The 21,826-nt window shown below is 65.0% G+C and carries 24 protein-coding genes and 1 tRNA gene; 15 read left to right on the top strand and 10 right to left on the bottom strand.

The features are described from left to right. Nucleotides 1-25 precede the first annotated feature (25 nt). Both J2Y54_RS05100 and J2Y54_RS05095 read left to right on the top strand, forming a co-directional pair. Nucleotides 26-352 (top strand): heavy metal-binding domain-containing protein, encoded by a 327-nt coding sequence (locus tag J2Y54_RS05100; protein ID WP_300501154.1) that lies wholly within the window; start codon nt 26-28, stop codon nt 350-352. Between the two features lie 178 nt (nt 353-530). Then, nucleotides 531-1,274, top strand: a complete 744-nt coding sequence (locus J2Y54_RS05095) for a YebC/PmpR family DNA-binding transcriptional regulator (RefSeq protein WP_310037469.1) — start codon at nt 531-533, stop codon at nt 1,272-1,274. 181 nt (nt 1,275-1,455) lie between these two features. Here the strand turns inward: J2Y54_RS05095 and J2Y54_RS05090 are convergent, their stop codons facing one another. Next, nucleotides 1,456-1,971 carry a hemerythrin domain-containing protein gene (locus tag J2Y54_RS05090; protein ID WP_310037468.1) on the bottom strand — a complete coding sequence of 172 codons (516 nt, stop codon included), beginning with the start codon at nt 1,969-1,971 and terminating at the stop codon, nt 1,456-1,458. A 159-nt stretch (nt 1,972-2,130) separates the two neighbouring features. Here J2Y54_RS05090 and ruvC point away from each other — a divergent pair, with 159 nt between their 5' ends. From ruvC to ruvB, 7 genes are all read left to right on the top strand, one after another. Further along, nucleotides 2,131-2,631 (top strand): crossover junction endodeoxyribonuclease RuvC, encoded by a 501-nt coding sequence (gene ruvC / locus J2Y54_RS05085; protein WP_310037466.1) that lies wholly within the window; start codon nt 2,131-2,133, stop codon nt 2,629-2,631. A 203-nt stretch (nt 2,632-2,834) separates the two neighbouring features. Then, a complete protein-coding gene (ruvA, locus tag J2Y54_RS05080; RefSeq protein ID WP_310037464.1) occupies nt 2,835-3,434 on the top strand; it encodes a Holliday junction branch migration protein RuvA in 600 nt (199 codons plus the stop codon). After that, on the top strand, nt 3,431-3,886 hold the full coding sequence (locus J2Y54_RS05075; protein ID WP_310037463.1) for a hypothetical protein: 456 nt from the start codon (nt 3,431-3,433) through the stop codon (nt 3,884-3,886). Before ruvA ends, J2Y54_RS05075 begins: the two co-directional genes overlap by 4 nt. 310 nt (nt 3,887-4,196) lie before the next feature. Beyond that, nucleotides 4,197-5,444, top strand: coding sequence for an endo-1,4-beta-xylanase (locus J2Y54_RS05070; protein WP_405052877.1), 1,248 nt, complete (start codon nt 4,197-4,199; stop codon nt 5,442-5,444). A 197-nt stretch (nt 5,445-5,641) separates the two neighbouring features. Further along, nucleotides 5,642-5,971, top strand: coding sequence for a GIY-YIG nuclease family protein (locus J2Y54_RS05065; protein ID WP_310037461.1), 330 nt, complete (start codon nt 5,642-5,644; stop codon nt 5,969-5,971). A 28-nt stretch (nt 5,972-5,999) separates the two neighbouring features. Next, nucleotides 6,000-6,290 (top strand): hypothetical protein, encoded by a 291-nt coding sequence (locus tag J2Y54_RS05060; RefSeq protein ID WP_310037460.1) that lies wholly within the window; start codon nt 6,000-6,002, stop codon nt 6,288-6,290. After that, a complete protein-coding gene (gene ruvB / locus J2Y54_RS05055) occupies nt 6,287-7,312 on the top strand; it encodes a Holliday junction branch migration DNA helicase RuvB (RefSeq protein WP_310037458.1) in 1,026 nt (341 codons plus the stop codon). Before J2Y54_RS05060 ends, ruvB begins: the two co-directional genes overlap by 4 nt. Before the next feature lie 61 nt (nt 7,313-7,373). Here ruvB and J2Y54_RS05050 read toward each other — a convergent pair whose 3' ends face one another. The 4 genes from J2Y54_RS05050 to J2Y54_RS05035 form a co-directional block, all read right to left on the bottom strand. Further along, on the bottom strand, nt 7,374-10,103 hold the full coding sequence (locus J2Y54_RS05050; protein WP_310037457.1) for a TonB-dependent receptor domain-containing protein: 2,730 nt from the start codon (nt 10,101-10,103) through the stop codon (nt 7,374-7,376). A gap of 218 nt (nt 10,104-10,321) precedes the next feature. Further along, the gene (locus tag J2Y54_RS05045; protein WP_310037456.1) at nt 10,322-10,750 is read right to left on the bottom strand and encodes a DUF805 domain-containing protein; all 429 of its coding nucleotides are present in this window, start codon (nt 10,748-10,750) and stop codon (nt 10,322-10,324) included. A 54-nt stretch (nt 10,751-10,804) separates the two neighbouring features. Beyond that, nucleotides 10,805-12,145 carry an AarF/ABC1/UbiB kinase family protein gene (locus J2Y54_RS05040; RefSeq protein ID WP_310037455.1) on the bottom strand — a complete coding sequence of 447 codons (1,341 nt, stop codon included), beginning with the start codon at nt 12,143-12,145 and terminating at the stop codon, nt 10,805-10,807. Nucleotides 12,146-12,221: 76 nt separating this feature from the next. Then, the gene (locus J2Y54_RS05035) at nt 12,222-12,812 is read right to left on the bottom strand and encodes a PAS domain-containing protein (protein ID WP_310037454.1); all 591 of its coding nucleotides are present in this window, start codon (nt 12,810-12,812) and stop codon (nt 12,222-12,224) included. Between the two features lie 106 nt (nt 12,813-12,918). On the opposite strand from J2Y54_RS05035, the gene folE reads away from it, so the two are divergent. Both folE and J2Y54_RS05025 read left to right on the top strand, forming a co-directional pair. Next, entirely contained in the window at nt 12,919-13,530 is a 612-nt protein-coding gene (gene folE, locus J2Y54_RS05030) for a GTP cyclohydrolase I FolE (protein WP_310037453.1), read from the top strand. Next, the gene (locus J2Y54_RS05025; protein ID WP_310037452.1) at nt 13,527-14,501 is read left to right on the top strand and encodes an FAD-dependent oxidoreductase; all 975 of its coding nucleotides are present in this window, start codon (nt 13,527-13,529) and stop codon (nt 14,499-14,501) included. The genes folE and J2Y54_RS05025 overlap by 4 nt, the downstream gene beginning before the upstream one ends. 31 nt (nt 14,502-14,532) lie before the next feature. On the opposite strand, the gene J2Y54_RS05020 is transcribed toward J2Y54_RS05025, so the two are convergent. Then, entirely contained in the window at nt 14,533-15,405 is an 873-nt protein-coding gene (locus tag J2Y54_RS05020) for an OmpA family protein (protein WP_310037451.1), read from the bottom strand. Nucleotides 15,406-15,650: 245 nt separating this feature from the next. Between J2Y54_RS05020 and J2Y54_RS05015 the strand changes: the two genes are divergently transcribed. From J2Y54_RS05015 to nusG, 4 genes are all read left to right on the top strand, one after another. Continuing rightward, nucleotides 15,651-15,727, top strand: a tRNA-Trp gene (locus J2Y54_RS05015). A gap of 45 nt (nt 15,728-15,772) precedes the next feature. Continuing rightward, nucleotides 15,773-16,351 carry a YqaA family protein gene (locus tag J2Y54_RS05010; protein WP_310037450.1) on the top strand — a complete coding sequence of 193 codons (579 nt, stop codon included), beginning with the start codon at nt 15,773-15,775 and terminating at the stop codon, nt 16,349-16,351. Between the two features lie 164 nt (nt 16,352-16,515). Then, nucleotides 16,516-16,713 carry a preprotein translocase subunit SecE gene (gene secE, locus J2Y54_RS05005; RefSeq protein WP_310037449.1) on the top strand — a complete coding sequence of 66 codons (198 nt, stop codon included), beginning with the start codon at nt 16,516-16,518 and terminating at the stop codon, nt 16,711-16,713. Nucleotides 16,714-16,738: 25 nt separating this feature from the next. After that, nucleotides 16,739-17,278, top strand: coding sequence for a transcription termination/antitermination protein NusG (gene nusG, locus J2Y54_RS05000; protein WP_310037446.1), 540 nt, complete (start codon nt 16,739-16,741; stop codon nt 17,276-17,278). Between the two features lie 102 nt (nt 17,279-17,380). On the opposite strand, the gene J2Y54_RS04995 is transcribed toward nusG, so the two are convergent. The 4 genes from J2Y54_RS04995 to J2Y54_RS04980 form a co-directional block, all read right to left on the bottom strand. Beyond that, a complete protein-coding gene (locus J2Y54_RS04995) occupies nt 17,381-18,682 on the bottom strand; it encodes a HEPN/Toprim-associated domain-containing protein (protein ID WP_310037444.1) in 1,302 nt (433 codons plus the stop codon). A gap of 152 nt (nt 18,683-18,834) precedes the next feature. Continuing rightward, on the bottom strand, nt 18,835-19,686 hold the full coding sequence (locus tag J2Y54_RS04990) for a hypothetical protein (protein WP_310037442.1): 852 nt from the start codon (nt 19,684-19,686) through the stop codon (nt 18,835-18,837). 75 nt (nt 19,687-19,761) lie between these two features. Further along, entirely contained in the window at nt 19,762-20,739 is a 978-nt protein-coding gene (locus tag J2Y54_RS04985) for an alpha/beta hydrolase (protein ID WP_310037441.1), read from the bottom strand. 24 nt (nt 20,740-20,763) lie between these two features. Continuing rightward, entirely contained in the window at nt 20,764-21,729 is a 966-nt protein-coding gene (locus tag J2Y54_RS04980; RefSeq protein ID WP_310037439.1) for a glycoside hydrolase family 43 protein, read from the bottom strand. Nucleotides 21,730-21,826: the final 97 nt, after the last annotated feature.

The following is a 21,826-nucleotide window of genomic DNA, read 5'->3' as shown; positions in this document are numbered from 1 at the left end:
CCCCCTCCAGACCGGAGGGCCCAGCATGATTCTTACCACCACCAGCACCGTCGATGGCGTCACCGTCACCCGCTATCACGGCATCGTGACCGCCGAGGTGATCATCGGTGCGAACGTGTTCCGCGACCTGTTCGCCGGCATCCGCGACATCGTCGGCGGCCGTTCGGGCAGCTATGAGCGCCCGCTCAAGGATGCCCGCAAGACCGCGCTCGCCGAACTTCAGGACGAAGCCCGCGCGCTTGGCGCGAACGGGGTGATCGGCATCGATTTCGATTATGAAGTGATCGGAAAGAACGGATCGATGCTGATGGTTTCCGCTTCGGGCACGGCGGTGACGCTCAGCGGCGTCTGACGCACCCGGAGCGCGGGGCGACGGGTTGCAAGTCTCCCCTCCGCTCGCCTAGAGACGCCGGGCATTTGATTTCGGCACCGGCGCGCTTCCCCACCCGGCCACCCATTTGACGATATCCTGCCGATGGGTGGCCGGGTGGAGGAGCGGGCCGGTGCCGCCCATTCAAAAGAGACAGTCCATGGCAGGCCATTCCAAGTTCAAGAACATCATGCACCGCAAGGGCGCGCAGGATAAGAAGCGCTCGGGCATGTTCAGCAAGCTCAGCCGCGAAATCACCGTCGCGGCCAAGATGGGCCTCCCCGATCCCGACATGAACCCGCGCCTGCGCGCTGCGGTCAACGCCGCCAAGGCGCAGTCGATGCCCAAGGACAATATCCAGCGTGCGATCGACAAGGCGAGCAAGGGCGACGCGGAGAATTACGAGGAAATCCGCTATGAGGGGTTCGGCCCCGGCGGCGTGTCGCTGATCATCGAGGCGCTGTCCGACAACCGTAACCGCACCGCGACCAACGTCCGCACCGCCGTGTCCAAGAATGGCGGCAATCTCGGCGCGTCCGGATCGGTCAGCCACGCCTTCGACCGCGTCGGCCTGATCACCTATCCCGCCAGCGTCGGTGACGCCGAAAAGGTGTTCGAGGCAGCGCTGGAAGCGGGTGCCGAGGACGTGACGTCGAGCGAGGATGGCCACGAGATCTGGACCGCCAGCGCCGACCTGCACGAAGTCGCCAAGGCGCTCGAACCCGTGCTGGGCGAAGCGGAAGGCGCCAAGCTCGCATGGAAGCCGCAGACGATGGTCGAGGTGGGCGAGGACGATGCCGCGACCTTGTTCAAGCTCATCGACGCGCTCGACGATGATGACGACGTCCAGACCGTCTGGGGCAATTACGAAGTCTCGGACGAAGTGATGGCCAAGCTGGGGTGATTTTCTATTCCTCCCCTGAGCCTAGCTCAGGGGAGGGGGACCGCCGCCGCAGGCGGTGGTGGAGGGGCCGCCCTCGCAGAGGGCGGAATTTTGCCGAGCTGTCCACGGCCGTCTGCGCGGCCGCCCCTCCGTCAGCGCTGCGCGCCGCCACCTCCCCCAGCGAGCTGGGGGAGGAATTGTCTCAAGCCGCCCGGTCGTCGGCGCCGTCCATGCCCAGCATCGCGCGGATGCGCCAGGCGTCGGCGGCCCAGTTGGTCCCCTGCGAAAAGGACACCGATGCCACGCGCGGCGCATTGTCCAGCAGCGGAAACAGTTCGCGCTCTTCGCGGTCCATTCGATCCTCCAGCTCTGCGGTGCGCAACCGGACCGCGACCGCATAAGCGCGCCAGTCGCGCACCACCGCATCGGGCGGAAAGCGCTTGGTATGGGCGGCGAACCGCTCATAATCCACTGAGGTCGACTGGCAGAAACGCTCGGCAATCGCGCGCGCCGCGCTGTCGGCATGCAGGCGCAGCCGCGGATAGATCATCCGGTCCTTGAGCGTCAGCGTCCGCAACAGCGTGCGGGTAAAGCGCCAGCGCGCGTCGTTCAGTTCGTCTGTGCCCGGCGGGTCGAAGCGGCGGGCCAGCGCCGCCATTTCGGCATTGCATTCGCGCAGGCGGCGATGTTCGGCAAAGAACTGATCGAGATTGGACACGGTACGAACCCGCTTTCATGCTCCGGACGTCGAGGCGGCATCGGATCGATACCGGGGCAGGCTGGCGGACCACCCATTTGTCTTTTAGGACGCCGCCATGGTTAAGGGTCGGCCCCTAGGTAGAAATACGTTTCCGCACCGCCGAACGGCCGGTGTGCGATGAGCGCCGTGCGGATCATCCTCGGCCTTGACCCGGGCCTTGGCACCACCGGTTGGGGGCTGATCCGGGCGGAGGGCAACCGGCTGGGCCATCTGGGCAACGGGCAGTTGAAGACCGACGCCAAAGCCCCGCTGGCGCGGCGGCTCGCGCATCTCGACGCGATGCTCGCCGCGCTGATCGCCGATCACGCACCCGACGGCGCAGCGGTGGAGGAAGTGTTCGTCAACGCCAATCCGCAATCGACGCTGAAGCTCGCCCATGCGCGCGGCGTTGCCATCGCGGCGGCGGCGCGGGCGGGGCTCGATGTCGGCGAATATGCGCCCAGCGTGGTCAAGAAAGGGGTGGTGGGCACCGGCGGCGCGGACAAGGCGCAGGTGCATGCGATGGTTGCGCGCCTGCTCCCCGGCGCGACCATCGCCGGTCCCGATGCTGCCGACGCGCTCGCCGTCGCGATCTGTCACGCGCATCATCTGGCTAGCGCGCGCGCGCTGCGCCGCTGAGCATCCGGACCGGCGACGCCCGCCATTTCCGCTTTCCTACACCCCGCCGTTCCGCTTATGTACCGGATCATGCTGTCCGAGCCGCCCATCGCGCATCCCGCCTCGCCCTCCGCGCTGCCGCCGCGGGCCGCATATACGGGTGATTGTGTCCGCTTTGTCCGGTTTGTCCGGGGCGTCGGCACGCAATTCGCTGGGTGCGGACGATGATTGCGCATCTCAACGGCCACCTCGCCGCCACCGGCATCGATCATGCGGTGATCGACGTGAATGGCGTGGGCTATCTGGTCGGTGCGTCGGCGCGGACGCTGGCGGCGCTCGGCGCAATCGGCGAGTTCGTCACCGTGCACACCGAAATGCTGGTCAGCGAGGATTCGATCCGACTGATGGGCTTTGCCAGCGCGCAGGAGCGCGACTGGTTCCGCCTGCTTACCGGTGTGCAGGGGGTAGGGGCCAAGGTCGCGCTCGCGATCCTGTCGATCCTCTCCCCGGCCGAGGTCCAGACCGCCATCGCCCGCGCCGACGCCGCGATGGTCGCGCGCGCCAACGGTGTCGGCCCGAAACTGGCGCAGCGCATCGTCAACGAACTGAAGGACAAGGCCGGCGGCATCGCGATCGGCGCGGGCGGGGCAGGGGCGACGATCCCGGCTGGCAGCGCGGCCAACGACGCGGTGTCGGCGCTGCTGAACCTCGGCTTCAAACCCGCCGAAGCGAGCAACGCGGTGAATGCGGCGAGCGATGAGCTGGGGGCGGGCGCGACGCTGGATGCACTTGTGCGGTTGGCGTTGAGGAAGGCGGCGAAGTGAAGTGGTTCATCTATATCAGTGCGTTGCTGATGAGCAGCAATGCGCTCGCGTGTACGGATGGTTCGGCAATGCGGTCCTACTTCTTCCCCGCGCAACCCGAGGGGGTTGAAGTCGGGCGGTCGCTACCGGTCGAAATCCTTCGCCTTGATGGTCGGGTTGTTCAGGCGAGAACGGACGAACGGTTCGCCGAAGCACTTGGCGGGCGCGACATTGAGATTGTGCTGCCCGAGTACCCATGGATTACGAACTGCATCGACTTTGGGCTTCGAGAGGGGCGCGCATTCGTCGTATTCGACCACGTTTTCACCCGCTCTTCGGGACAAGTCGTTGTCGTGGCCCGTCCAGTTAGAGGTAGGGTTTTTCCAAGAGTTACAGGTGCATCCGAACTGGACAAGTACATCGTCGATCCGGAATTCAAAGCGAAGGCGGATCAGAGGAGGGGGCAGGAATAGGGTCGGCCTCACCGACCTTCCTCCCGTCATGCTGAACTTGTTTCAGCATCCACCCTGCCGCCTGGCGACGAAGCTTATGCCCCGTCTGCAAGGGTGAAGCGCTGCCCGGAGGCGATGCTGGGGTTGGAACCTCGGAACAGTCGCCCGCCGCACGGTGGATGCTGAAACAAGTTCAGCATGACGGGGGTGGTGTCAAGATAGCGCTACCAGTTTCCCGTTGCGCTGATATCTGATAGCGCTACCATCGCTCCGCCGGACACGAATCCGGAACATGCAGGCCCGCTAACGGGCCGCGAGGAGGAAAGAGAGGATGCGGTCCCTTACCCGTCGGGAAACCCTTGCCCTTGCCGGTGCGCTGGGCGTTACAGCCTGTAGCGGCGGCGGATCGGGGGGCGGCACTGTCTCGACCCCGTCACCTACACCCACGCCCAGCCCGTCTCCCAGTCCTTCGCCATCGCCCAGCGCGACGCCATCGCCGACCCCGGCTCCGACCAGTGCGCTCAAAGATACAGCGGCAGCGCGGGGGATGCGCTTCGGCTCCACCTTCGCCTGGGCATCGCCGGGTGCCGATGCCGGGTCGTTCAACAACCCGGCCTATTCCGCGCTGCTCGAACGCGATTGCCAGTTGCTCGTCCCCGAAAACGAGATGAAGTGGGAATATCAGTCGAGCGCGGAGAATGTGTACAACTGGACCCGCGCCGACCAGATGCTCGCCTATGCAGAGTCAAAGGGCATGGAAATGCGCGGCCACTGCTTCCTGTGGTATATTCAGGAGCGTCTGCCCGCCTGGCTGCGCAGCTACGACATGGGGACCAACCCCCGGGCAACGGCGGAACGGCTGGTGCGCACGCATGTCGAGAGCACCGCGCGCCATTTCGGTAATCGCATCAGGAGCTGGGACGTGATCAACGAGGCGGTCGACCCCGCCACCGGCAATGTCCGCAGCAACATTCTGCATACTGCGGTCGGCGGCGACACCTCGATCCTCGACCTCGCCTTCCGCACCGCACGGGCCGAGCTGCCGAGCGCGGAGCTGGTCTATAACGACTATATGGACTGGGGCTCGACCACCCACCGCAACGGCGTGCTCAACCTGTTGCGCGGCTTTCGCGACCGCAACGTGCCGATCGACGCGCTGGGCATCCAGTCGCATATCGGATTTTACTCCAGCGGCACCGCGCAGGACATCGCCAATGCGCAGATCCCGGCGATGCGGTCCTTCCTCGATCAGGTCGTCGCGTTGGGGTACAAGCTGATCATCACCGAATTCGACGTCAACGACCGCAACCGTACCGGCACGGTGGCGCAGCGCGACGAGGATGTCGCGGTGTACGGCCGCGCCTGGATCGACCTGTTGTTCAGCTACCCGCAGCTCAAGGACGTGCTCGTCTGGGGGATGAACGACAAATATAGCTGGCTGCAGAATTTCGGCACCCCGCGCCCCGACGGCCAGCCGCTGCGCCCGCTCCCCTATGACGCCAGCGCCCAGCCCAAACGGCTCTATACCGCGATCGGGGAGGCGTTTGCGGCGACCGCCGCGCGATCGGCACCGACCTGACCGGGAGGGGGATTGGCTTGCTGCAAGCGAACGGATAAGGAACGTCCGTGGCGAGCGTAATTCCTAAATCTGATGCTGAGTGTGGGGCGGCGAAGTGAAACGCGCTGCTGCCCCCACCTCCCGTCATGCTGAACTTGTTTCAGCATCCACCGCGCCGCAAGCGACGACCCCACGGCTCCATTCCGAAGGGCGCAGCCATGCCCAAAAGACCGTGCGTCTACATCCTCGCCAGTCAGCCGAACGGCACGATCTATGTCGGAGTCACTTCCGACCTGATCGCCCGCCTGTACCAGCATCGTGGCGGCGAAATCCGGGGCTTCACCGCGCGCAACCGCGTCCACATGCTGGTCCGTTACGAATTCTTCGCGACAATGCCGGAGGCAATTGCACACGAAAAGCAGCTCAAGCGTTGGCATCGGCCATGGAAGGTCAATTTAATCGAATCCGAGAATCCGCACTGGATCGATCTGGCTGTCGGGCTGAGGCTGGAACCGTTGGCGCATCGCCCGACGGACGGTGGATGCTGAAACAAGTTCAGCATGACGGAGTTGGGCTGTGAACGCCATACCGCGGTCGGCTTCGTTGCTGGTTTGGTCCGCGGCGCTGCCGATCATAGTCATCTTTGTTTTCGTGCTGCTGAACATCGACTTCGGCTATCCGCAGCAACAGGTGGCGGAATGGGCTGCGGTGGCGGTCGGCGTGGTAGCTGGTGTTGTTCCGATCTTCCACCAAAGCTGGCCATTCGGGTGGCGGGCCGGGTTTGCGATAGTCTATGTGCCTGTGATGACGCTTGTCACTTTCTGGTTCATGCTTGTGTTTGCGGTCTTGTTGTGGGGCCTCCCATGACCGACGACCGCATCCTCACCGCCTCGCGCCGTCCCGAGGATATCGACGCGGCGCTGCGCCCCAAGTCGCTCGACGAGTTTGTCGGCCAGCGCGCCGCGCGCGACAACCTGCGCGTGTTCATCGATGCCGCCCGCCAACGGGGCGACGCGCTCGACCATGTGCTGTTCTTCGGCCCGCCGGGCTTGGGCAAGACCACGCTGGCGCAGATCATCGCCAAGGAAATGGGCGTCGGCTTCCGCGCCACGTCCGGCCCCGTCATCGCCAAGTCGGGTGACCTCGCCGCGCTGCTCACCAATCTCGAGGATGGCGACGTGCTGTTCATCGACGAGATTCACCGCCTCGCCCCGGCGGTCGAGGAAGTGCTCTATCCCGCGATGGAGGACCGCGCGCTCGACCTGATGATCGGGGAGGGGCCGTCGGCGCGCAGCGTGCGGATCGATCTGCCGCGTTTCACCCTGGTCGGTGCGACCACGCGACAGGGGCTGCTGACCACGCCGCTGCGCGATCGCTTCGGTATCCCGGTGCGCCTGCAATTCTACACGGTCGAGGAACTGACCCGCGTCGTCACCCGCGCCGCCGGGCTGCTCGATCTCGCGATTGCCGAGGATGGCGCGGCGGAGATTGCGCGGCGTTCGCGGGGCACGCCGCGTATCGCCGGGCGGTTGCTGCGGCGCGTACGCGATTTCGCCAATGTCGCGGGGGAGGCGGTGGTGCATGCGCGCGCCGCCGATGCCGCGCTCACCCGGCTTGAGGTCGATGCGCTCGGCCTCGACGCGATGGACCGGCGTTACCTGACGATGATCGCCGATATCTATCGCGGCGGCCCGGTCGGGGTGGAGACGCTTGCCGCCGGCCTGTCCGAACCGCGCGACACGATCGAGGAAGTGATCGAACCCTATCTGATCCAGATCGGCATGATCGCCCGCACCGCGCGCGGCCGCTGCCTCAACGCGGCGGGGTGGAAGCATCTCGGCCTCAACCCGCCGGCGGGATCGCAGGACAGCCTGTTCGACGCAAGCTGACGCAACGCAAAACGCTCCCCGGGACAGGCCCGGAGAGCGTTTCGGTAACAATGTGGTAGTCTTAGAACTTGGTGCGCAGCGTCAGGCCGTACGTGCGTGGTTCCGCCAGGAACGACGCGAACAGCGAGTTGGCCGTCGCGAACGCCGGGGCGCCGAAGGTCTGCACCTGCGACACGCTGCCCGAACCCTGGAACGGTGCCGAGAACGCGACCTGCTGGTAATCGGTGTCGAGCAGGTTCTGTGCCCACAATTCCACCGCCCAGCGCTGGTCGGGTCCGCGAATGCCGATGCGGCCGTTGAGCAGGACATAGCCGTCCTGAAGTTTTTCGGCGAACAGGTCCGACCCGGTATTATAGTCGCTGGTCATGCGGCTATCGACATAGAAGATCGCCGACAGGCCGCTATTGCCGATCTCCGGGGTCCAGCTCAGCGAGCTGGTGATGGTGTGGCGCGGGGCGTTCGAGATCGCCTTGCCGGGCAGCAGGAACAGTGCGTTGTTGAGCGCCTCACCCGAATCGCTGCCGACCAGGTCGTTGGCGTACTTCGCGTCGGTCAGCGTGTAGCCAAGGTTCAGCGTCAGATCGGCGGTCGGGTATACACCGGCCTCGATCTCGAAGCCTTGGGTGATCACGCCGGCCTGCACGTCGCCAGTGCACGCGCCCGTCGCCGAACTGAGGTCGCGATCCGCGCCGTTCAGGCCGACGCTGCACGATCCGATATTTTGGACGATGAAGTTGCTGCCGTTGAACGTGTTCAGCTGGAAATTCTTGAACTCCGACCGGTAGACGGCAAGGTTCGCGGTCAGCTTGCGCGAGGTATATTTGACGCCGACTTCATAGGCCTGCACCGTTTCCGGGTCGAAGCGCAGATTGCGGGCCATCGCCGAGGTCGGGGTGCTGAACACGGTGGCGCTCAGGTCCGACCGGTCGAGGTTGAACCCGCCCGCCTTGTAGCCGCGCGAATAGCTGCCATAGAGCAGCAGGTCGCGGGTCGGCTTCCATGACAGCACGGTGGTCCCGGTGAACTGGCCCTCGGCGATCCGGTCGCTGATCGGCAGGCCGGTGATCGCGGATGAGGAATTGCCGGTGCAGCTCAGCGTGATGATCCCGCCGGCCAGCGACTGCAGCGCAGGGTTGGCGAGCAGCGGGCCGAGCGCAGCCTGCTGCGCCGGGCAGACGGTGTTGTTGTTGTTGAACTGCGCGTTCAGCGTCTTGACCTCTCGCGTGTAGCGCAGGCCGCCGGTGATGCTCAGCTTGTCGGTGATCTTGTAGATATTGTGGGTGAACAGCGCCCAGTTGCTGCTGGTCTGGTCGTAAATGTCACGGACGCTGCCGACATTGCTGATGGTGCTCAGCCGGTCGAGCCCGGCGATGATCTGCGGGCCAACCGCGGGGGTCAGCGCGGCGCGACCCGTGGCGCTGAGGCAGCCGGGTGCGGTCGCGCTCTGCAATGCGGGGGTCGGGTTAATCGTCGCGACCATGCGGCACGCGGCGAAGGCACCATATTGGCTGCCGAAGCGCAGATTGTCGGAAACCTGAAGCTTCTCGTCCGCAAAATAGCCGCCGATCAGCCAGTCGAAGCGGTTGTCGAACGCGGAACCGCTCAGCCGCGTTTCCTGGGTGAAGGTGCGGAACTTGCGATAGGAATTGCCGTCATCGGGGCGATAGGCAATGTCGACATTGCCATAGTCGATATCGGCCGCGCCGCCCGCTTCATATTCGCGATAGGCGGTGATCGAAATCAACTGCGCTTCGCCGATGTACCAGCCGATCCGTGCGGAGACGCCATAATCGGTGGTCAGGTTCGAGTACGCGCGCCCGGCGGTGTTGGCGATCCGGCGGTTATACGGGTCGCCAAGGTTCGGAAACACACCGCCCAGATTGGTCAGGATCGGCATGATGCGGTTCTGCGCGGCGACCGCGAAATCACCCGGCACGCCCGGCGTGGGATCGGTCTTTTCGCGCGTGTCGACCAGCACGGCGCCACAGCATTTCTCGTCGCGCCGCGTATAGTCGCCGATCAGGCGGATCGAAAAATCGTCGCTCGGCTTCCAGAACAGCTGCGAGCGCACGAACATGCGATTGCGGTCGTTGTAATCGGTGTCGTTGACGACATCGTGGTAGAAGCCGGTGCGCTTGGCGAATACGCCATCGACGCGGAACGCAAGGTTGTCGGCGATGATCGGGCCGGTGATCGCGCCGGCGAGGCGGATCGCGTCGTAATTGCCATAGCTCGCCTCGGCATAGCCGCCGAATTTGAACTCGGGATATTTGGTGTAGATGCTGATCGCGCCCGCGGACGAATTGCGGCCGGACAGGGTACCCTGAGGCCCGCGCAGGACCTCGATCCGTTCGACCTGACCCAGGTCGTTGAGGCCCGATCCGGTGCGGTTGCGGTACACACCGTCGATGAACACGACGACCGAGCTTTCAAGGCCGGGATTGTCGCCAACCGTGCCGATGCCGCGCAGGCGCGCGGTCGCATTGGCTTCGGATCCGGTCGACGCAACCAGCAGCGACGGCGCGATCTGCGCCATCTGGCGGATATCGGTTGCGCCGGAGTTTTCGAGAGCGGCCGTGCTGTAGGCGCTGACTGCGATCGGCACGCTCGACAGACGCTGCGAGCGGCGGGTGGCCGTGATCACGATGTCAGCGGTGTTCTCGGATGCCGCCTGCTCGGTGGCGGGGGTTTCCGCCGGCGTCGGCTCAACGCTCCGCAGCCCCTGCGCATAGGCAGGGCTGATCGACCCAACACAGGCAGCAGCAGTCAACAGATAGGTCCGCACGCGCATTCACCATCTCCCTGAATCCATTTCTCAAGCCATTATAGGGGGCCGGAGGAGGGTCAGGTCGCGGGCGTGCAAATCCAGTTCAAATGACTGCAAGCATTTGTAACGCCGCATTTTCGATCAGCGCATGTCGCACTGCGACTGCGCAGCGCGGTGCGAAGCGCTATGTGCGGGGGGTGTAACGCAAGCGCAGTAAAACGATTGATCTGCGCGACGTTTTGTCAGCTGAATATTTCGGGTGCGTCATAATCGGGTGCACCTTCGCCCAGTCGCGGGTCGAACCCATAGCTGTTTTCGCCGTAGGTGCCGCGCATCGCGCCAAAGGCGATCAGAAAGATGAAACCGAGATAAGGGATCAGCGTCAGCAGGTACATCCACCCGCTCTTGTCGCTGTCATGCAGGCGACGGACGGTCACCGCGATGCTGGGGATGAATGCCGCGAGTGCCCACAGGATGACCGGCAGCATCGAGAGGCTGAACAACCCGCTGTCCGTGTCCTCCTGAAACGCGGCCGCGCCGAGGATCCCGCCGACAACCGCCAGGACCAGCAGCATTGCGTAGAAAATGATGATGAACAGCCAGAACTCGGTGCGTGTCGAGCGCCCGCTGAAATCTGCATAGTGCCGCCACGGCCGCAGGATCTTGTCCACGATCTGTCCCCCTCTGTGAGGAAACGAACCTATCCGGCTGAGCAAAAAAGGCAATCAGGCGGCGATTGGCCCGATGACATTGCCTACCCGCGCGCGCATCTCGATCACGGCGCGGAGGCGGGCGGCGAGCAGGGCGGTGCCGCTGACCTTGCGCTGGACGAACAGCAATTCGGATCGCGGCAGGTGCCAGCTCGACCGGTCGGCGGCGATGTCGCCGACGTCGCGGCGGATCGATTGCAGGAAGGCGCGGTCGGCAAAGTCGAATTCCGGTCCGCGCTCCAGCTCGGTCAGGATCGCATCGACCATCGACGCGATCAGTGCCGGATGCCGCTCACGCGCACGCTGGCCCATGAAGCCGGAATCCACCGCCGCCTGTTCGGTGGCGGTACGGTCGCCTGACAATGCCGTGCCGAGCAACAGGCGATAGCCCGCGACCAGCTCGGGCGAAATCCGCCGCGCCGCACCGAAATCGAGCAGGACGATACGGCCAGTCTCGGGCTGGTAGCGATAGTTGGCGAAATTGGGATCGGTCTGCATGACGCCAAAGCGGAACAGTTCGTCCAGCACCAGATCGATCAGCAGCGCGGCCACGCGGTTGCGCTCGTCCTGGCTCGCCGTCTCGACGCTCTCGATCGGTCGGCCCGCGACGAAGTCCATCGCGAGGATATGGTCGGTCGTCAGCGCCGGATCGCCGCGCGGCACGATGAACTCTGGCCGGTCGGCGAGCGTATCGCCATAGAGCGTCAGCATCTGCGCCTCGCGCCGGTAATCGGCCTCTTCGTGCAGCTGCGTTTTGGCATCCTCCAGCAGCGGGCCGATATCGATGCTGTCGGGGAGCAGACGCGACAGGCGCAGCAGGGTCGCGACATTGTCGACATCGGCATCGATGCTGTCGGCGACACCGGGGTACTGGACCTTGATCGCCAGCATCCGCCCGTCATGCGTTTCTGCGCGATGCACCTGACCGATTGACGCTGCGGCGATCGGTGAGGCTTCGAACCGGCGGAAGCGGCGGCGCCAGTCGGGGCCCCATTCGGCCTTCAGCCGCTGGTCGAGCTGAGCGGGCGGCATATGCTGCGCGCGGTCGCGCAGCCGCGCCAGAATCGCGCCGAGTTCGGGCGGCAACAGGTCGCCGCTGTCGAGCGACAGCATCTGCCCCAGCTTCATCGCCGCACCGCGCAGATTGGCGAGCTGTGCGGTCAGCTTTTCGGCATTGGCGGGGGTCAGCATCAGGTCGGACAGGGCCGGACGTTCACCCGCTGCGATCTTCTTCACCCCGTCGCGCGCGACATTGGCTGCAACCCCGGCAGTCAGCCGCGCAAAGCCGCCCAGCCTGGCCAGTCGCCCGCGCGGAACCCGCCGGCCGGGACCGGTCTCGAAACCATTATCGCTCATTTCGACTAGATCGGGCCGCGCGCAGGCGCGAACGACCTGTACCTTGGACCATGCGGGCGTATGGGCGAAAGGCGGGTCAGTAGCCCGCCTCGATCGCCATGCGGATCGCGTCGGCGCCGGTGCGGCAGCCCAGCACCTCGAACATCGCGGCGCGGTGCATTTTCACCGTGCGTTCGGTAATCCCGAGGTCGTGCGCGATCTGCTTGTTCAGCCGGCCTGCCGCCATGCCGAGCAGCACCGCCTTTTGCCGCGCCGAAAGCTTTTCCACGCGCGCGCGCGCCGACGACTGCGGTGTCGGCGCCGGTTCCGCGACCGGCCCGCGCACCTCGACCTGCGAGCCGAGGAAATAGCGCAGTTCGCCGCGGTCGTCGAAGATTGGCGCCACCATCACCGCGTTGCGGAACGGCGTGCCGTCCTTCTTGTAGTTGAGGATCTCGACCAGCACCGTGCGCCGCGCCGCCACTGCCTTCCGGATCTCGTCGGTCAGCTCGGGCTCGGTCCCGGGGCCGGCGAGGAAACGGCAATTGTTACCGATAATCTCTTCGCGCGAATAGCCGGTCAGCGCAACGAACGCGTCGTTGCACTCGATGATCGGCGTATCGGGCCGATGCGGATCGCTGATGACGGCGGCAACCGCGCTTCCGGCGATCATCTCGGACGGTGACATGGTGGCGTCATGCCAGCTTGGCGCGCGCAGCGCAAACCTGCACCTCTGGTCATGTTGTGCGCGGCGTTAACCGGGAGGATTGAGATGCTCAATCAAGGAGGCGTCGATGAACTATTATGCACCGCGTGACGACAGTGCCGGCGCCTCGCCTCACGTAAGCGAGGAGGAAGCGCGCGAGGCGGTCCGGACTCTGCTGCGGTGGGCGGGCGACGACCCCGACCGTGAAGGGCTGCGTGACACGCCCGATCGCGTAGCGCGCGCCTATCGCGAATACTTCGAGGGGTATGAGCAGGACCCGGCCGCGATGCTCGCGCGTACCTTTGGCGATAGCGGTGGATATGACGAGATGGTGGTGCTGAAGGACATTCCCTTCAACTCGCATTGCGAGCACCATATGGCGCCGATCATCGGAAAGGCGGCCGTCGCCTATCTCCCGCGTGAGCGTATCGTCGGGATTTCCAAGCTCGCTCGCGTTGTCCACGCCTTCGCGCATCGCCTGCAGGTCCAGGAGCGGCTGACCGTCCAGATCGCGCAGTGCATCATGGATACGCTCAACCCGCATGGCGTCGCCGTGGTGATCGAAGCGCAGCATGGCTGCATGACGTGTCGGGGTGTTCGTACGCCCGGCGTCGGCATGGTCACGAGCAAGCTGCTTGGTTGTTTCCTTGAGGATCGCTCGAGCCGGGCGGAGCTGCTGGCGCTGCTCGGCTATCGATGAGCAATTCGGTTGCGATTGTCGGCGCGGGAGTCAGTGGGCTTGCCTGCGCGCAGATCCTGCATGATCAAGGCTGTCGCGTCACCCTGTTCGACAAAGGGCGGCGCGCAGGCGGGCGCGCATCCACCCGCGAACAGCTGATCGACGGAGCGCGCTATCGCTTCGATTTCGGCGCACAATATTTCACGCCGCGCCACCCGGATTTTGCTGCGCAGGCGCAGGCATGGGCGCAGCGCGGGCTTGCTGCGCCATGGCCTGCCGCTGGCGCCGATGCGTGGGTCGGCGTGCCCGACATGGCGGCGGTGGTGGCTGACCTCGCGCGCGGGCTTGAAGTGCACTGGTCCAGCCATGTCCAGAGCATTGCACGCCGCGCGGGGTCGTGGACGCTTACCCTGACCGAAGGATCGGCAGGTCCGTTCGACGCGCTGGTGCTGGCGATGCCGGCCGAGCAGGTTGCCGCCCTTGCCGGGGCGCAGGACTTCATGCTGGCGCGCCGCGCAGTGCAGTCGCCTTCGCGCCCGTGCTGGGCCGTGATGCTCGCCTTCTCGGCGCCGCTGCCGGTCGAAGCGGATGTGCTGCGCGACATCGGCCCGATTGCCTGGGCCGCGCGCGATTCGGCAAAGCCGGGGCGCGACGGTGGCGAAGCATGGGTGCTGCATGCGAGCAGCGCATGGTCCGTCGCCAATCTCGACCTCACCGCTGAGGCCGTCGCCGAACACCTGAGGATCGCATTCATGACCCATCTGGGTCTTATGTCTCAACCGGTTGGATCGCGCGCGCACCGCTGGCGCTATGCCTTGTCCAGCCCGGGCAGCGACGGCGCCTATTGGAACGCGCAGCTTGGGCTTGGCGCATGCGGCGACTGGCTGCTGGCGCCCCGGCTCGAATGCGCGTGGCTATCAGGCCGCTTGCTTGCCGGTCGGATTGCCGAAGATGTTGCGCAGCAGGGGGTACGCGCGGCCAGCCAGGGCTGACCGCACGGACCCGCGCCGCGCTGCTGCGACCTTACAGCCCGTCGACCGCCTTGCTGACCAGGATGTTGACGGCGACGCGACGGTTCTGCGCCTTGCCTTCTTCGGTCATGTTGTCCGCCAGCGGATCGGCTTCCGCCATGCCGGTCGGGGTCAGCATGCGATAGGGCTTCCAGCCGCATGCCTGCTGCAGATGGTTGACCACCCGGCTTGCGCGCTTTTCGCTCAACACCTGATTGAGTTCTTCCGGTCCGGTCGCGTCCGTGTAACCCACGACAAGCAGCAGGGCGTTGTCCATGGCGTTTGCCTCGCTCGCCGCGTTGCACAGCTCGGCCTTGGCCTGCGCGCTCAGGACGGCCTTGCCCGTGTCGAAGTTCACATTGGTCGTGCCCTTGACGTTATACTGGTCGATATCGCCGACGCGGCCGCGCAGCGCCTCGGTCGCTGCGGTCTGCTCGGCAAAGCGCTGGTCGGTACCGCTGCGGATCATGGCCGCGGTCTTCAGATCCTTGTTGGCCAGCCGAACATGGCTCGCGACCAGACCACCGGCAAAGGACCGAGTCTCGACCGTTACCGGAAGGCCGTTAAGCAGTGCATCGGTCCCGCGCTTGGTGCGGCCCAGCCCAAGAAAACCGCCGGTGGAGCGGATCTGGGTTTCCCCTGTCACGGCGATCGTCGACGCCGTCCCGTCAGCGCCCGTCACTTGCAACTGGTTGCCTTGTCGCGCGGTGATCATGCCCGTGATTTCAGGGCCCGCCGGCATTTCTGCCAATGGTGGAAGCGGCTCGCCCTGGACAGTGACGTCGTCGCCGGGAACCGGCGGAAACTCCTGCGCGGCGATCGTGTGCGGCACCGTTGCGGCGAAGAGCGCTGCAAAGACGACAGGGGCGGTATGGATGGTACGCATGGAGATACTCCTGAAACATTCGGCCCGATCAAAGGCCGCGAACGGAAATCCGGGGTTCGCGTCTCGGTTCCGGTGCACTGATCGTGACTCGGGGCGGAAAGTGCTCCGCGCGCGCCGGGTTGTTCCTAGCGGCCGGAGCGCGGCAAGCGAGAAACCGCTTTTTCGCCCCGCGCACTTTTGCGACACGCCCAAGTTGGATCGACCTCTTGTGCGATCCGGAAAGCGTCGTTAAGGCGCGGCGGACTAGGGGTGTAGCTCAGCTGGTTAGAGCGTCGGTCTCCAAAACCGAAGGCCCTCGGTTCGAATCCGAGCTCCCCTGCCATCTTTTCCGGGCGCGCCCCGGTTCCCCTGCAGAGGTCCGCCCCGCATGTTCCGCGCGCTCTATGACTGGACGCTGAAGCTCGCCGGTCACCGCCACGCCAATCGTTACCTCGCCGCGGTGTCGTTCGCCGAATCGAGCGTGTTCCCGATCCCGCCCGACGTGATGCTGATCCCGATGATGCTGGCCCAGCGCCAGCGCGCCTATTGGATCGCGACCATCTGTACCGTCGCGTCGGTGCTGGGCGGGATCGCGGGCTATGCCATCGGCTATTTCCTGTTCGACACGATCGGCCAGTGGATCATCGACCTCTACCAGCTCGGCACCAAGGTCGAGACGGTCCGCGCATTGTACGACGAATGGGGCGCGGTGGTCACGCTGACCGCGGGCATCACGCCGCTGCCGTTCAAGCTGATCACCATCGCCAACGGCTTTTTCAGCTATAACTTCCCGCTGTTCGTCCTCCTCGCGATCGTCGGCCGCGGCTTTCGCTTTTACCTGCTCGCCTTCCTCGTCCATCGCTGGGGCGAGCCGGTGCAGGCGTTCATCGAGGAACGGCTGACCCTGCTCGGCTGGCTGGCGATGGTCCTGCTGATCGGCGGGTTCGGCGTCATCACGCTGATCTGAGCGCCCCGCGCGCGCTGCGGCCCAAGCCCCTTGCCCCCCTGTCGCACAGTCGCTAGATAGCGTCCCCAATCCGACAGCGTGATGGGGTTCGCCGGGTTCCTTCCTCAAGGAGCCGGGCGGAGAACCCTGTCCCGAAGCCGGGCAATTCATTCGTGAGGCAGAACGTGGCGAAGACGAGTCCGCTGGAATTCATGCGCCAGGTGCAGGCCGAGACCAAGAAGGTCGTGTGGCCCACCCGCAAGGAAACGATCATGACCGCGGTCATGGTGTTCATCATGGCGACGCTGCTCGGCCTGTTCTTCTTCGGCGTCGACCGCATGTTCGGCGCAATCGTGAACTTCCTCCTCGGCCTTGCGGGCTGAGCGGCCAGATAACGGGAAACAATCCATGGCGGCGCGCTGGTACATCATTCACGCCTATTCGGGCTTCGAGAACAAGGTTCGGGACCAGATCCTGGCCGATGCGACGCGGCTGGGCCTCGACGCGCTGGTCGAATCGGTCGAAGTGCCGGTCGAGACGGTCACCGAAGTGCGCCGCGGCAAGAAGGTGCAGTCGGAGCGGAAATTCTTCCCCGGCTATGTCCTTGCCAAGCTGAGCATGAACGACGACGTCTATCACCTGGTCAAGAACACGCCCAAGGTGACGGGTTTCCTGGGTTCGTCGGGCAAGCCGCAGCCGATCAGCGAGAGCGAGGCCGCGCGCATCCTGAACACCAAGGAAGAAGCCGCCGCCGCGCCCAAGCAGCAGGTCAAGGTCGATTACGAGATCGGCGATTCGGTCAAGGTGCTGGACGGCCCGTTCGCGAGCTTCAACGGCGTGGTCGAGGAACTGGATTTCGACAAGTCGAAGGTCAAGGTTTCGGTGTCGATCTTTGGGCGTGCGACGCCGGTCGAGCTGGACTTCGATCAGGTGGAGCGGTCGAAGTAAGGCTTCGCTGCTTTAGCGGGTTACGGGAAAGCCGGGGTGAGAGCCCCGGCTTTTTTGGTTTGCGCTGTTGTCTGGAAATGGCCGAATTGCCGTTAGTGCTCTTTAAGGAAACTCATTGCGAAAGGCGGACATCTCCGCTGCTGCCGCAGTAAGCGCGTCGAGAAGGCTGTTTATCTTCGACGTGTCATAGCTACCGTCGGACATGCTATTAGCATCTTGGCTCATGAAGTGCTTTGTATAGCTTTCTTTGTGTTCCAAGGCACCATGCCACGCATCGATCTCGCGCTTGTAATTGCTCCACAGAACTTCGGCGGGACCATGCCCATTCAAGCGGAGATCAAGATAGCACTCAATTGCTGCTGCGCGGCCGTTGATGTTACTGAGAGCCAAACCCTCCGGACCTCGGGCGGGGAAGCTTTCGAAAGTAGGCAACGAAGGTAGGACCATTGACCGCATATTTCGAGGCATTTTGAGGGCCCGGAGCTTGCGATCAGCGTCGACACCCTCGGCATCATTATCGAGGAGGAAAATAACATCGTTTTGGACATCGATGCGGATAAGACCTTCCGCAAACTTTAACATGTTACCTGTTCCCCAGAAGTGATGCCTCTCCTCCACGTCGATGAATCTAAAGAAGTCGGTGATGTCGGGTCTTAAGATATCAAGTGCGCGTCGAAGAATTCGTGCATCGGACGCGCCCTCGGTTGCCACCAATACGGTGTCCTCGCGCTTTGCGCCGGCAACGAAACTGTCGCGGTTAGCCCAGCCGGAGCTCACCAGCGGTCCAAACTGCCAGCTTACTTCTGCGTCTGCATTTGCAAGGTTGAGCCCGAGGACTTGGAGCATCGAGGCAGGGCTAAGGATACAAATCTTGGCCGCAAAAAAGCTGCTCTCAGACCAATAATGATCCGATCCGCCTCCCCACGGAATACGCTCGATGAGATCCAAGTGTGAAGCGAAGCGTCCCTGGCACAGGCGTTCGCGGTCTTCGGCGTCGTAGGGAACGTAGCCGCCTGCCAAACTGGCGACCGGGTAGCGGTTAGCGAGAGAGCAAAATTCGTCGAAACTCAGATAACGACGCTCGGGGATTTCTCCATTGGAGCCAGAAGAAACCTCCTGATCGAACACAGTGGCCGCGTCATATTCAGCGCGCGCTCCATCAAGCCTGTGGCGAAGCTGCGTGAGCCGTGGAAGCACTCTGCAAAGGGGACGGACGAACGCCTCTTCTCGAACCGGTAGCTCATTTTCGAGCCCGTTCTCCAAAATATAGTCGTAGTCCGTTCCCTCGTCATGCCGTCTCGCTAGATCACCTTCTTGGAAGTAGCTTCCATAGTCATTCCCCATGCCATTTTTGGCATAGTCGAGGGTAACTGCGGCCACTTTAAGCTCGATGGCGGTTCCCACGGTGTCCTCCGATCAGCACTGAGTGAAGAAGATTCCGGCCAGATCTTACCAAAAGCAAGCAACACCTTGTTCCTACCCGAGAAGAATTTTCGGGTTCCTTGATTTACGACATGGACGACGACAGCCTGAGGCGCAAAGCTCAGAATTCCCCATCACCCCTTCCCCTTCCGCCACCCCGTGACCTGATCGAGCGCCGGTAGCGTCGGGAGCGGTTCCTCGAACGGGCTTTCGCTGGTCGCCGCTGTCGCTGAGCGGCGTTCGGCTTCGGCGATGTCGAAGGCGTCGCGGGCGCGTTGGAGGCGGGCCTTGTACATTTCGGACAGGCGGTAGCTGTGGGCTTCGCGGCTTTCGCCGCGGCGGCGTTTGATGTGCGGGGGTTCTTCCTGGAGGCGGACGCTCTGCTGGTGGAGGCGGAGCAGCATCAGCGCCTCGTCCGCCGTCATCGACGGGATCGGTGGGGGATCATTGTGGCGCCAGGCGTCGTCGCGATAGCTGGAGGCGAGCGCGGCCTGCATCAGCGCCAGTTCGACGCGTTCATAGCCGGTTTCGAGCGCCAGCCGCATTTCGCGGGCGAAGGCGGGGCTTTGGCGGCGGCGGGCGTAGAAGGCGGAGTGGCTGAAGCCGGCGGCTGCGGCGGAGAGGCGGACATTGGCGGTGGCGCTGAGCGCGGACAGGAACGCCTGTTCGGCGGCGCGGTCGAGCGCGCGGGCGGGGAGGGTGCGCAGCTGCATCCGCCCCGATGCGGTGCGGATCGCGCGCGGTTCGCCGGTCGACGGGGCGTCGGGGTTGGGCGCGGCGCGGTTCAGATGCGCATGAGCAATCGCGAGCGCGGCGTCCCATTCGGCGGCGAAGGCGGCGTCGCGGGCGCGCCGCTTGAGCAGGGTCGAGCGGTGGAAGCCGAGGCTGCGCGCTGCCTCCCGTGCATTGCCGGTGCGGCGCAGCGCGGCGAGGAAGGCGGCGTTCTCCTTTGCCTGACGCCGGTTGAAGGGGCGGGTCCCGGTCACCGGCCAGTGTTCCGAAACCAAATCCAACATTGCAAGGGGGATTGCGCATCCACGCCCGGCGGCGGCGGCGTGCGATCAGCGCGGGCGCGGCTCGGCGAAGCCGTTCATCGCCAGCCAGCGGGCAAAGGCGTCGAACCAGCCGGTGCTGGTCGTATCCTTGGCATACATGCCAAAGCCGTGGCCGCCGCGTTCGTAGAGGTGAAACTCGACCGGGCGGCGCGCACGTTTCCACCCTTCGACCAGCCCGAAGCCGGTATCGCCGAACAGCGGATCGTCGGCCGCGAGCGCGACGAACAGCGGCGGGGCGTCGGCGGGCACCGCGACCGGGGCAAGCGGGCCATAGATGTTGGCGATGAAGGCGGGGCGCGCATCGGGGGCGGTCAGCGTCGTCGCCATGGTCAGCATCGCCCCGGCGGAAAAGCCGATCATCCCGATCCGGTCGGGATCGACTCCGAAGGTCGCGGCGCGCGCGCGGACCAGCGCAAAGGCGGCACGGGCATCGGCAATCTGGGGCGCGAGCGTGGCGGTGGCGGCACCGGGCGGCGGGCGTTCCGGACGGGCGGCAGCGGCGAACATGGTGCGCATCGCCTGATCGAACGCCGCCATGTCGGCCGGGGTCTGGTTGAGCCGGTATTTGAGGACGAAGGCGGCGATGCCGCGATCGGCCAGCGCGCGGGCGACATCCCAGCCTTCATTGGACATCGACAGGGTGCGGAAGCCACCGCCGGGGGCAACGATCACCGCCGCGCCGCTGGCTTTCGCCGGATCGGGCAGGACCGGGGTGAGCGTCGCGCGGGTGACGTTGCGTGCAAACAGGCTGCCATATTGGCGGTGCCAGGATTCGGCGACGGTGGCGCCGGGCAGCGGGCCGGTGTCGAGCGGGATCGCGTGCGGCTGATCCGGCGCGACGACGGGGACCATGCGGTCATCCTGCGCCGCCGCCGGGGCGAGCGGGGCGAGCAGCAGGCCGGCGGCGAGCGCGTGCGCGATGCGCCGCCGCAGCGGGCGTGCGGCGCGGCGGGGGGAGGGGGCTGGCAGGGAGAGGCTGGACATGGCGTGGCTCCGCAACGGGGGGGATCAGTCGGATGGGGGGACGGAGACGCCGGCATCGGTCTGAACCACCGGCCGGAGCGTGCCATCGCGATTATGGTGGAGATATTCGACGGTGACCGCGCGGCGGCCGAGTGCGCCGGCGCGGTCGCCGATGCGCAGCGCGGCATTGTGCAGGAACAGATACCAGCGCCCGCGAAATTCGGCGATGCCGGGGTGGATGGTGAAGCTGTTGCGCGCCGAGCCGGTCAGCTCGCCGCGATAGGTCCACGGACCGCGCAGCGAGCGGGCGGTGGCATAGGAAACGCGCTCGTCGCTGTGCAGCGTGCGGTCGAGCGAGGCGTAGGTGAGGTAATAGAGGCCGCCATGCTTGTGCAGCCACGGCCCCTCTTCGAAATGCGGGGGCGTGATTTCGGTGATCGGGCCGTCAAGCTCGATCATGTTCGGCTTGAGCCGGGCGATATAGGCCTGGCGATTGCCCCAGGCGATCCAGGTCGTGCCATCGTCGTCGGTCAGCACGGTCGGGTCGATATCCTCCCAGCTGTGCGTCCCCTTTGGCGTCATCGCATTGGTGATCAGCGCCGATCCGCGCGCATCGACAAAGGGGCCGGTCGGGCTGTCCGATACGGCGACGCCGATCGCCTTGCCCGGGCGGGTGTCGTCATGCTCGACCGCGGCGTAGAACCAGTAGCGGCCGTTGCGGGCGATCGCCTGAGCCGCCCAGGCATCCTTCTTTGCCCATTTGAAATCGGTGACCGCCATGATCGGGCCATGGTCGGTCCAGTGCCGCATGTCGGCGGTGGAATAGACCAGCCATTCGCGCATGTTGAACATCTCGCCCGGCCCGGCCTCGTCATGGCCGACATAAAGGTAGAGCCGGTCGCCGATGACCAGCGGCGCGGGATCGGCGGTGAAGCGGTCGCGGATGATGGGATTGGCGCCGGGCGGGGCGGCGGGACCCTGGGCCGGGGCATGCGATGGTAGCGCTACCATAATCGCTGCCAAAGCCGCGCTCTGCCAATGTCGCATCCGCATCCTTATCCGCTGCTGGTGGTTATGCGGCAGAGCGTAGCGCGGATCGCGGCGGCGT

Origin of the sequence: Sphingomonas sp. BE123, from assembly GCF_031456015.1 — a bacterium.
GTDB lineage: Bacteria > Pseudomonadota > Alphaproteobacteria > Sphingomonadales > Sphingomonadaceae > Sphingomonas.
The sequence above is the reverse complement of the archived record's forward strand: the minus strand, read 5'-3'. Positions and strand labels throughout refer to the sequence as shown.

Excerpts from the sequence above, each read along its gene's own strand:
- J2Y54_RS05100 (WP_300501154.1), top strand. The coding sequence starts at position 26 with ATGATTCTTACCACCACCAGCACCGTCGATGGCGTCACCGTCACCCGC.
- J2Y54_RS05095 (WP_310037469.1), top strand. The coding sequence starts at position 531 with ATGGCAGGCCATTCCAAGTTCAAGAACATCATGCACCGCAAGGGCGCG.
- ruvC (WP_310037466.1), top strand. The coding sequence starts at position 2,131 with ATGAGCGCCGTGCGGATCATCCTCGGCCTTGACCCGGGCCTTGGCACC.
- ruvA (WP_310037464.1), top strand. The coding sequence starts at position 2,835 with ATGATTGCGCATCTCAACGGCCACCTCGCCGCCACCGGCATCGATCAT.
- J2Y54_RS05070 (WP_405052877.1), top strand. The coding sequence starts at position 4,197 with ATGCGGTCCCTTACCCGTCGGGAAACCCTTGCCCTTGCCGGTGCGCTG.
- J2Y54_RS05065 (WP_310037461.1), top strand. The coding sequence starts at position 5,642 with ATGCCCAAAAGACCGTGCGTCTACATCCTCGCCAGTCAGCCGAACGGC.
- ruvB (WP_310037458.1), top strand. The coding sequence starts at position 6,287 with ATGACCGACGACCGCATCCTCACCGCCTCGCGCCGTCCCGAGGATATC.
- J2Y54_RS05050 (WP_310037457.1), bottom strand. The coding sequence starts at position 10,103 with ATGCGCGTGCGGACCTATCTGTTGACTGCTGCTGCCTGTGTTGGGTCG.
- J2Y54_RS05040 (WP_310037455.1), bottom strand. The coding sequence starts at position 12,145 with ATGAGCGATAATGGTTTCGAGACCGGTCCCGGCCGGCGGGTTCCGCGC.
- J2Y54_RS05035 (WP_310037454.1), bottom strand. The coding sequence starts at position 12,812 with ATGTCACCGTCCGAGATGATCGCCGGAAGCGCGGTTGCCGCCGTCATC.
- folE (WP_310037453.1), top strand. The coding sequence starts at position 12,919 with ATGAACTATTATGCACCGCGTGACGACAGTGCCGGCGCCTCGCCTCAC.
- J2Y54_RS05025 (WP_310037452.1), top strand. The coding sequence starts at position 13,527 with ATGAGCAATTCGGTTGCGATTGTCGGCGCGGGAGTCAGTGGGCTTGCC.
- J2Y54_RS05020 (WP_310037451.1), bottom strand. The coding sequence starts at position 15,405 with ATGCGTACCATCCATACCGCCCCTGTCGTCTTTGCAGCGCTCTTCGCC.
- J2Y54_RS05010 (WP_310037450.1), top strand. The coding sequence starts at position 15,773 with ATGTTCCGCGCGCTCTATGACTGGACGCTGAAGCTCGCCGGTCACCGC.
- nusG (WP_310037446.1), top strand. The coding sequence starts at position 16,739 with ATGGCGGCGCGCTGGTACATCATTCACGCCTATTCGGGCTTCGAGAAC.
- J2Y54_RS04985 (WP_310037441.1), bottom strand. The coding sequence starts at position 20,739 with ATGTCCAGCCTCTCCCTGCCAGCCCCCTCCCCCCGCCGCGCCGCACGC.
- J2Y54_RS04980 (WP_310037439.1), bottom strand. The coding sequence starts at position 21,729 with ATGGTAGCGCTACCATCGCATGCCCCGGCCCAGGGTCCCGCCGCCCCG.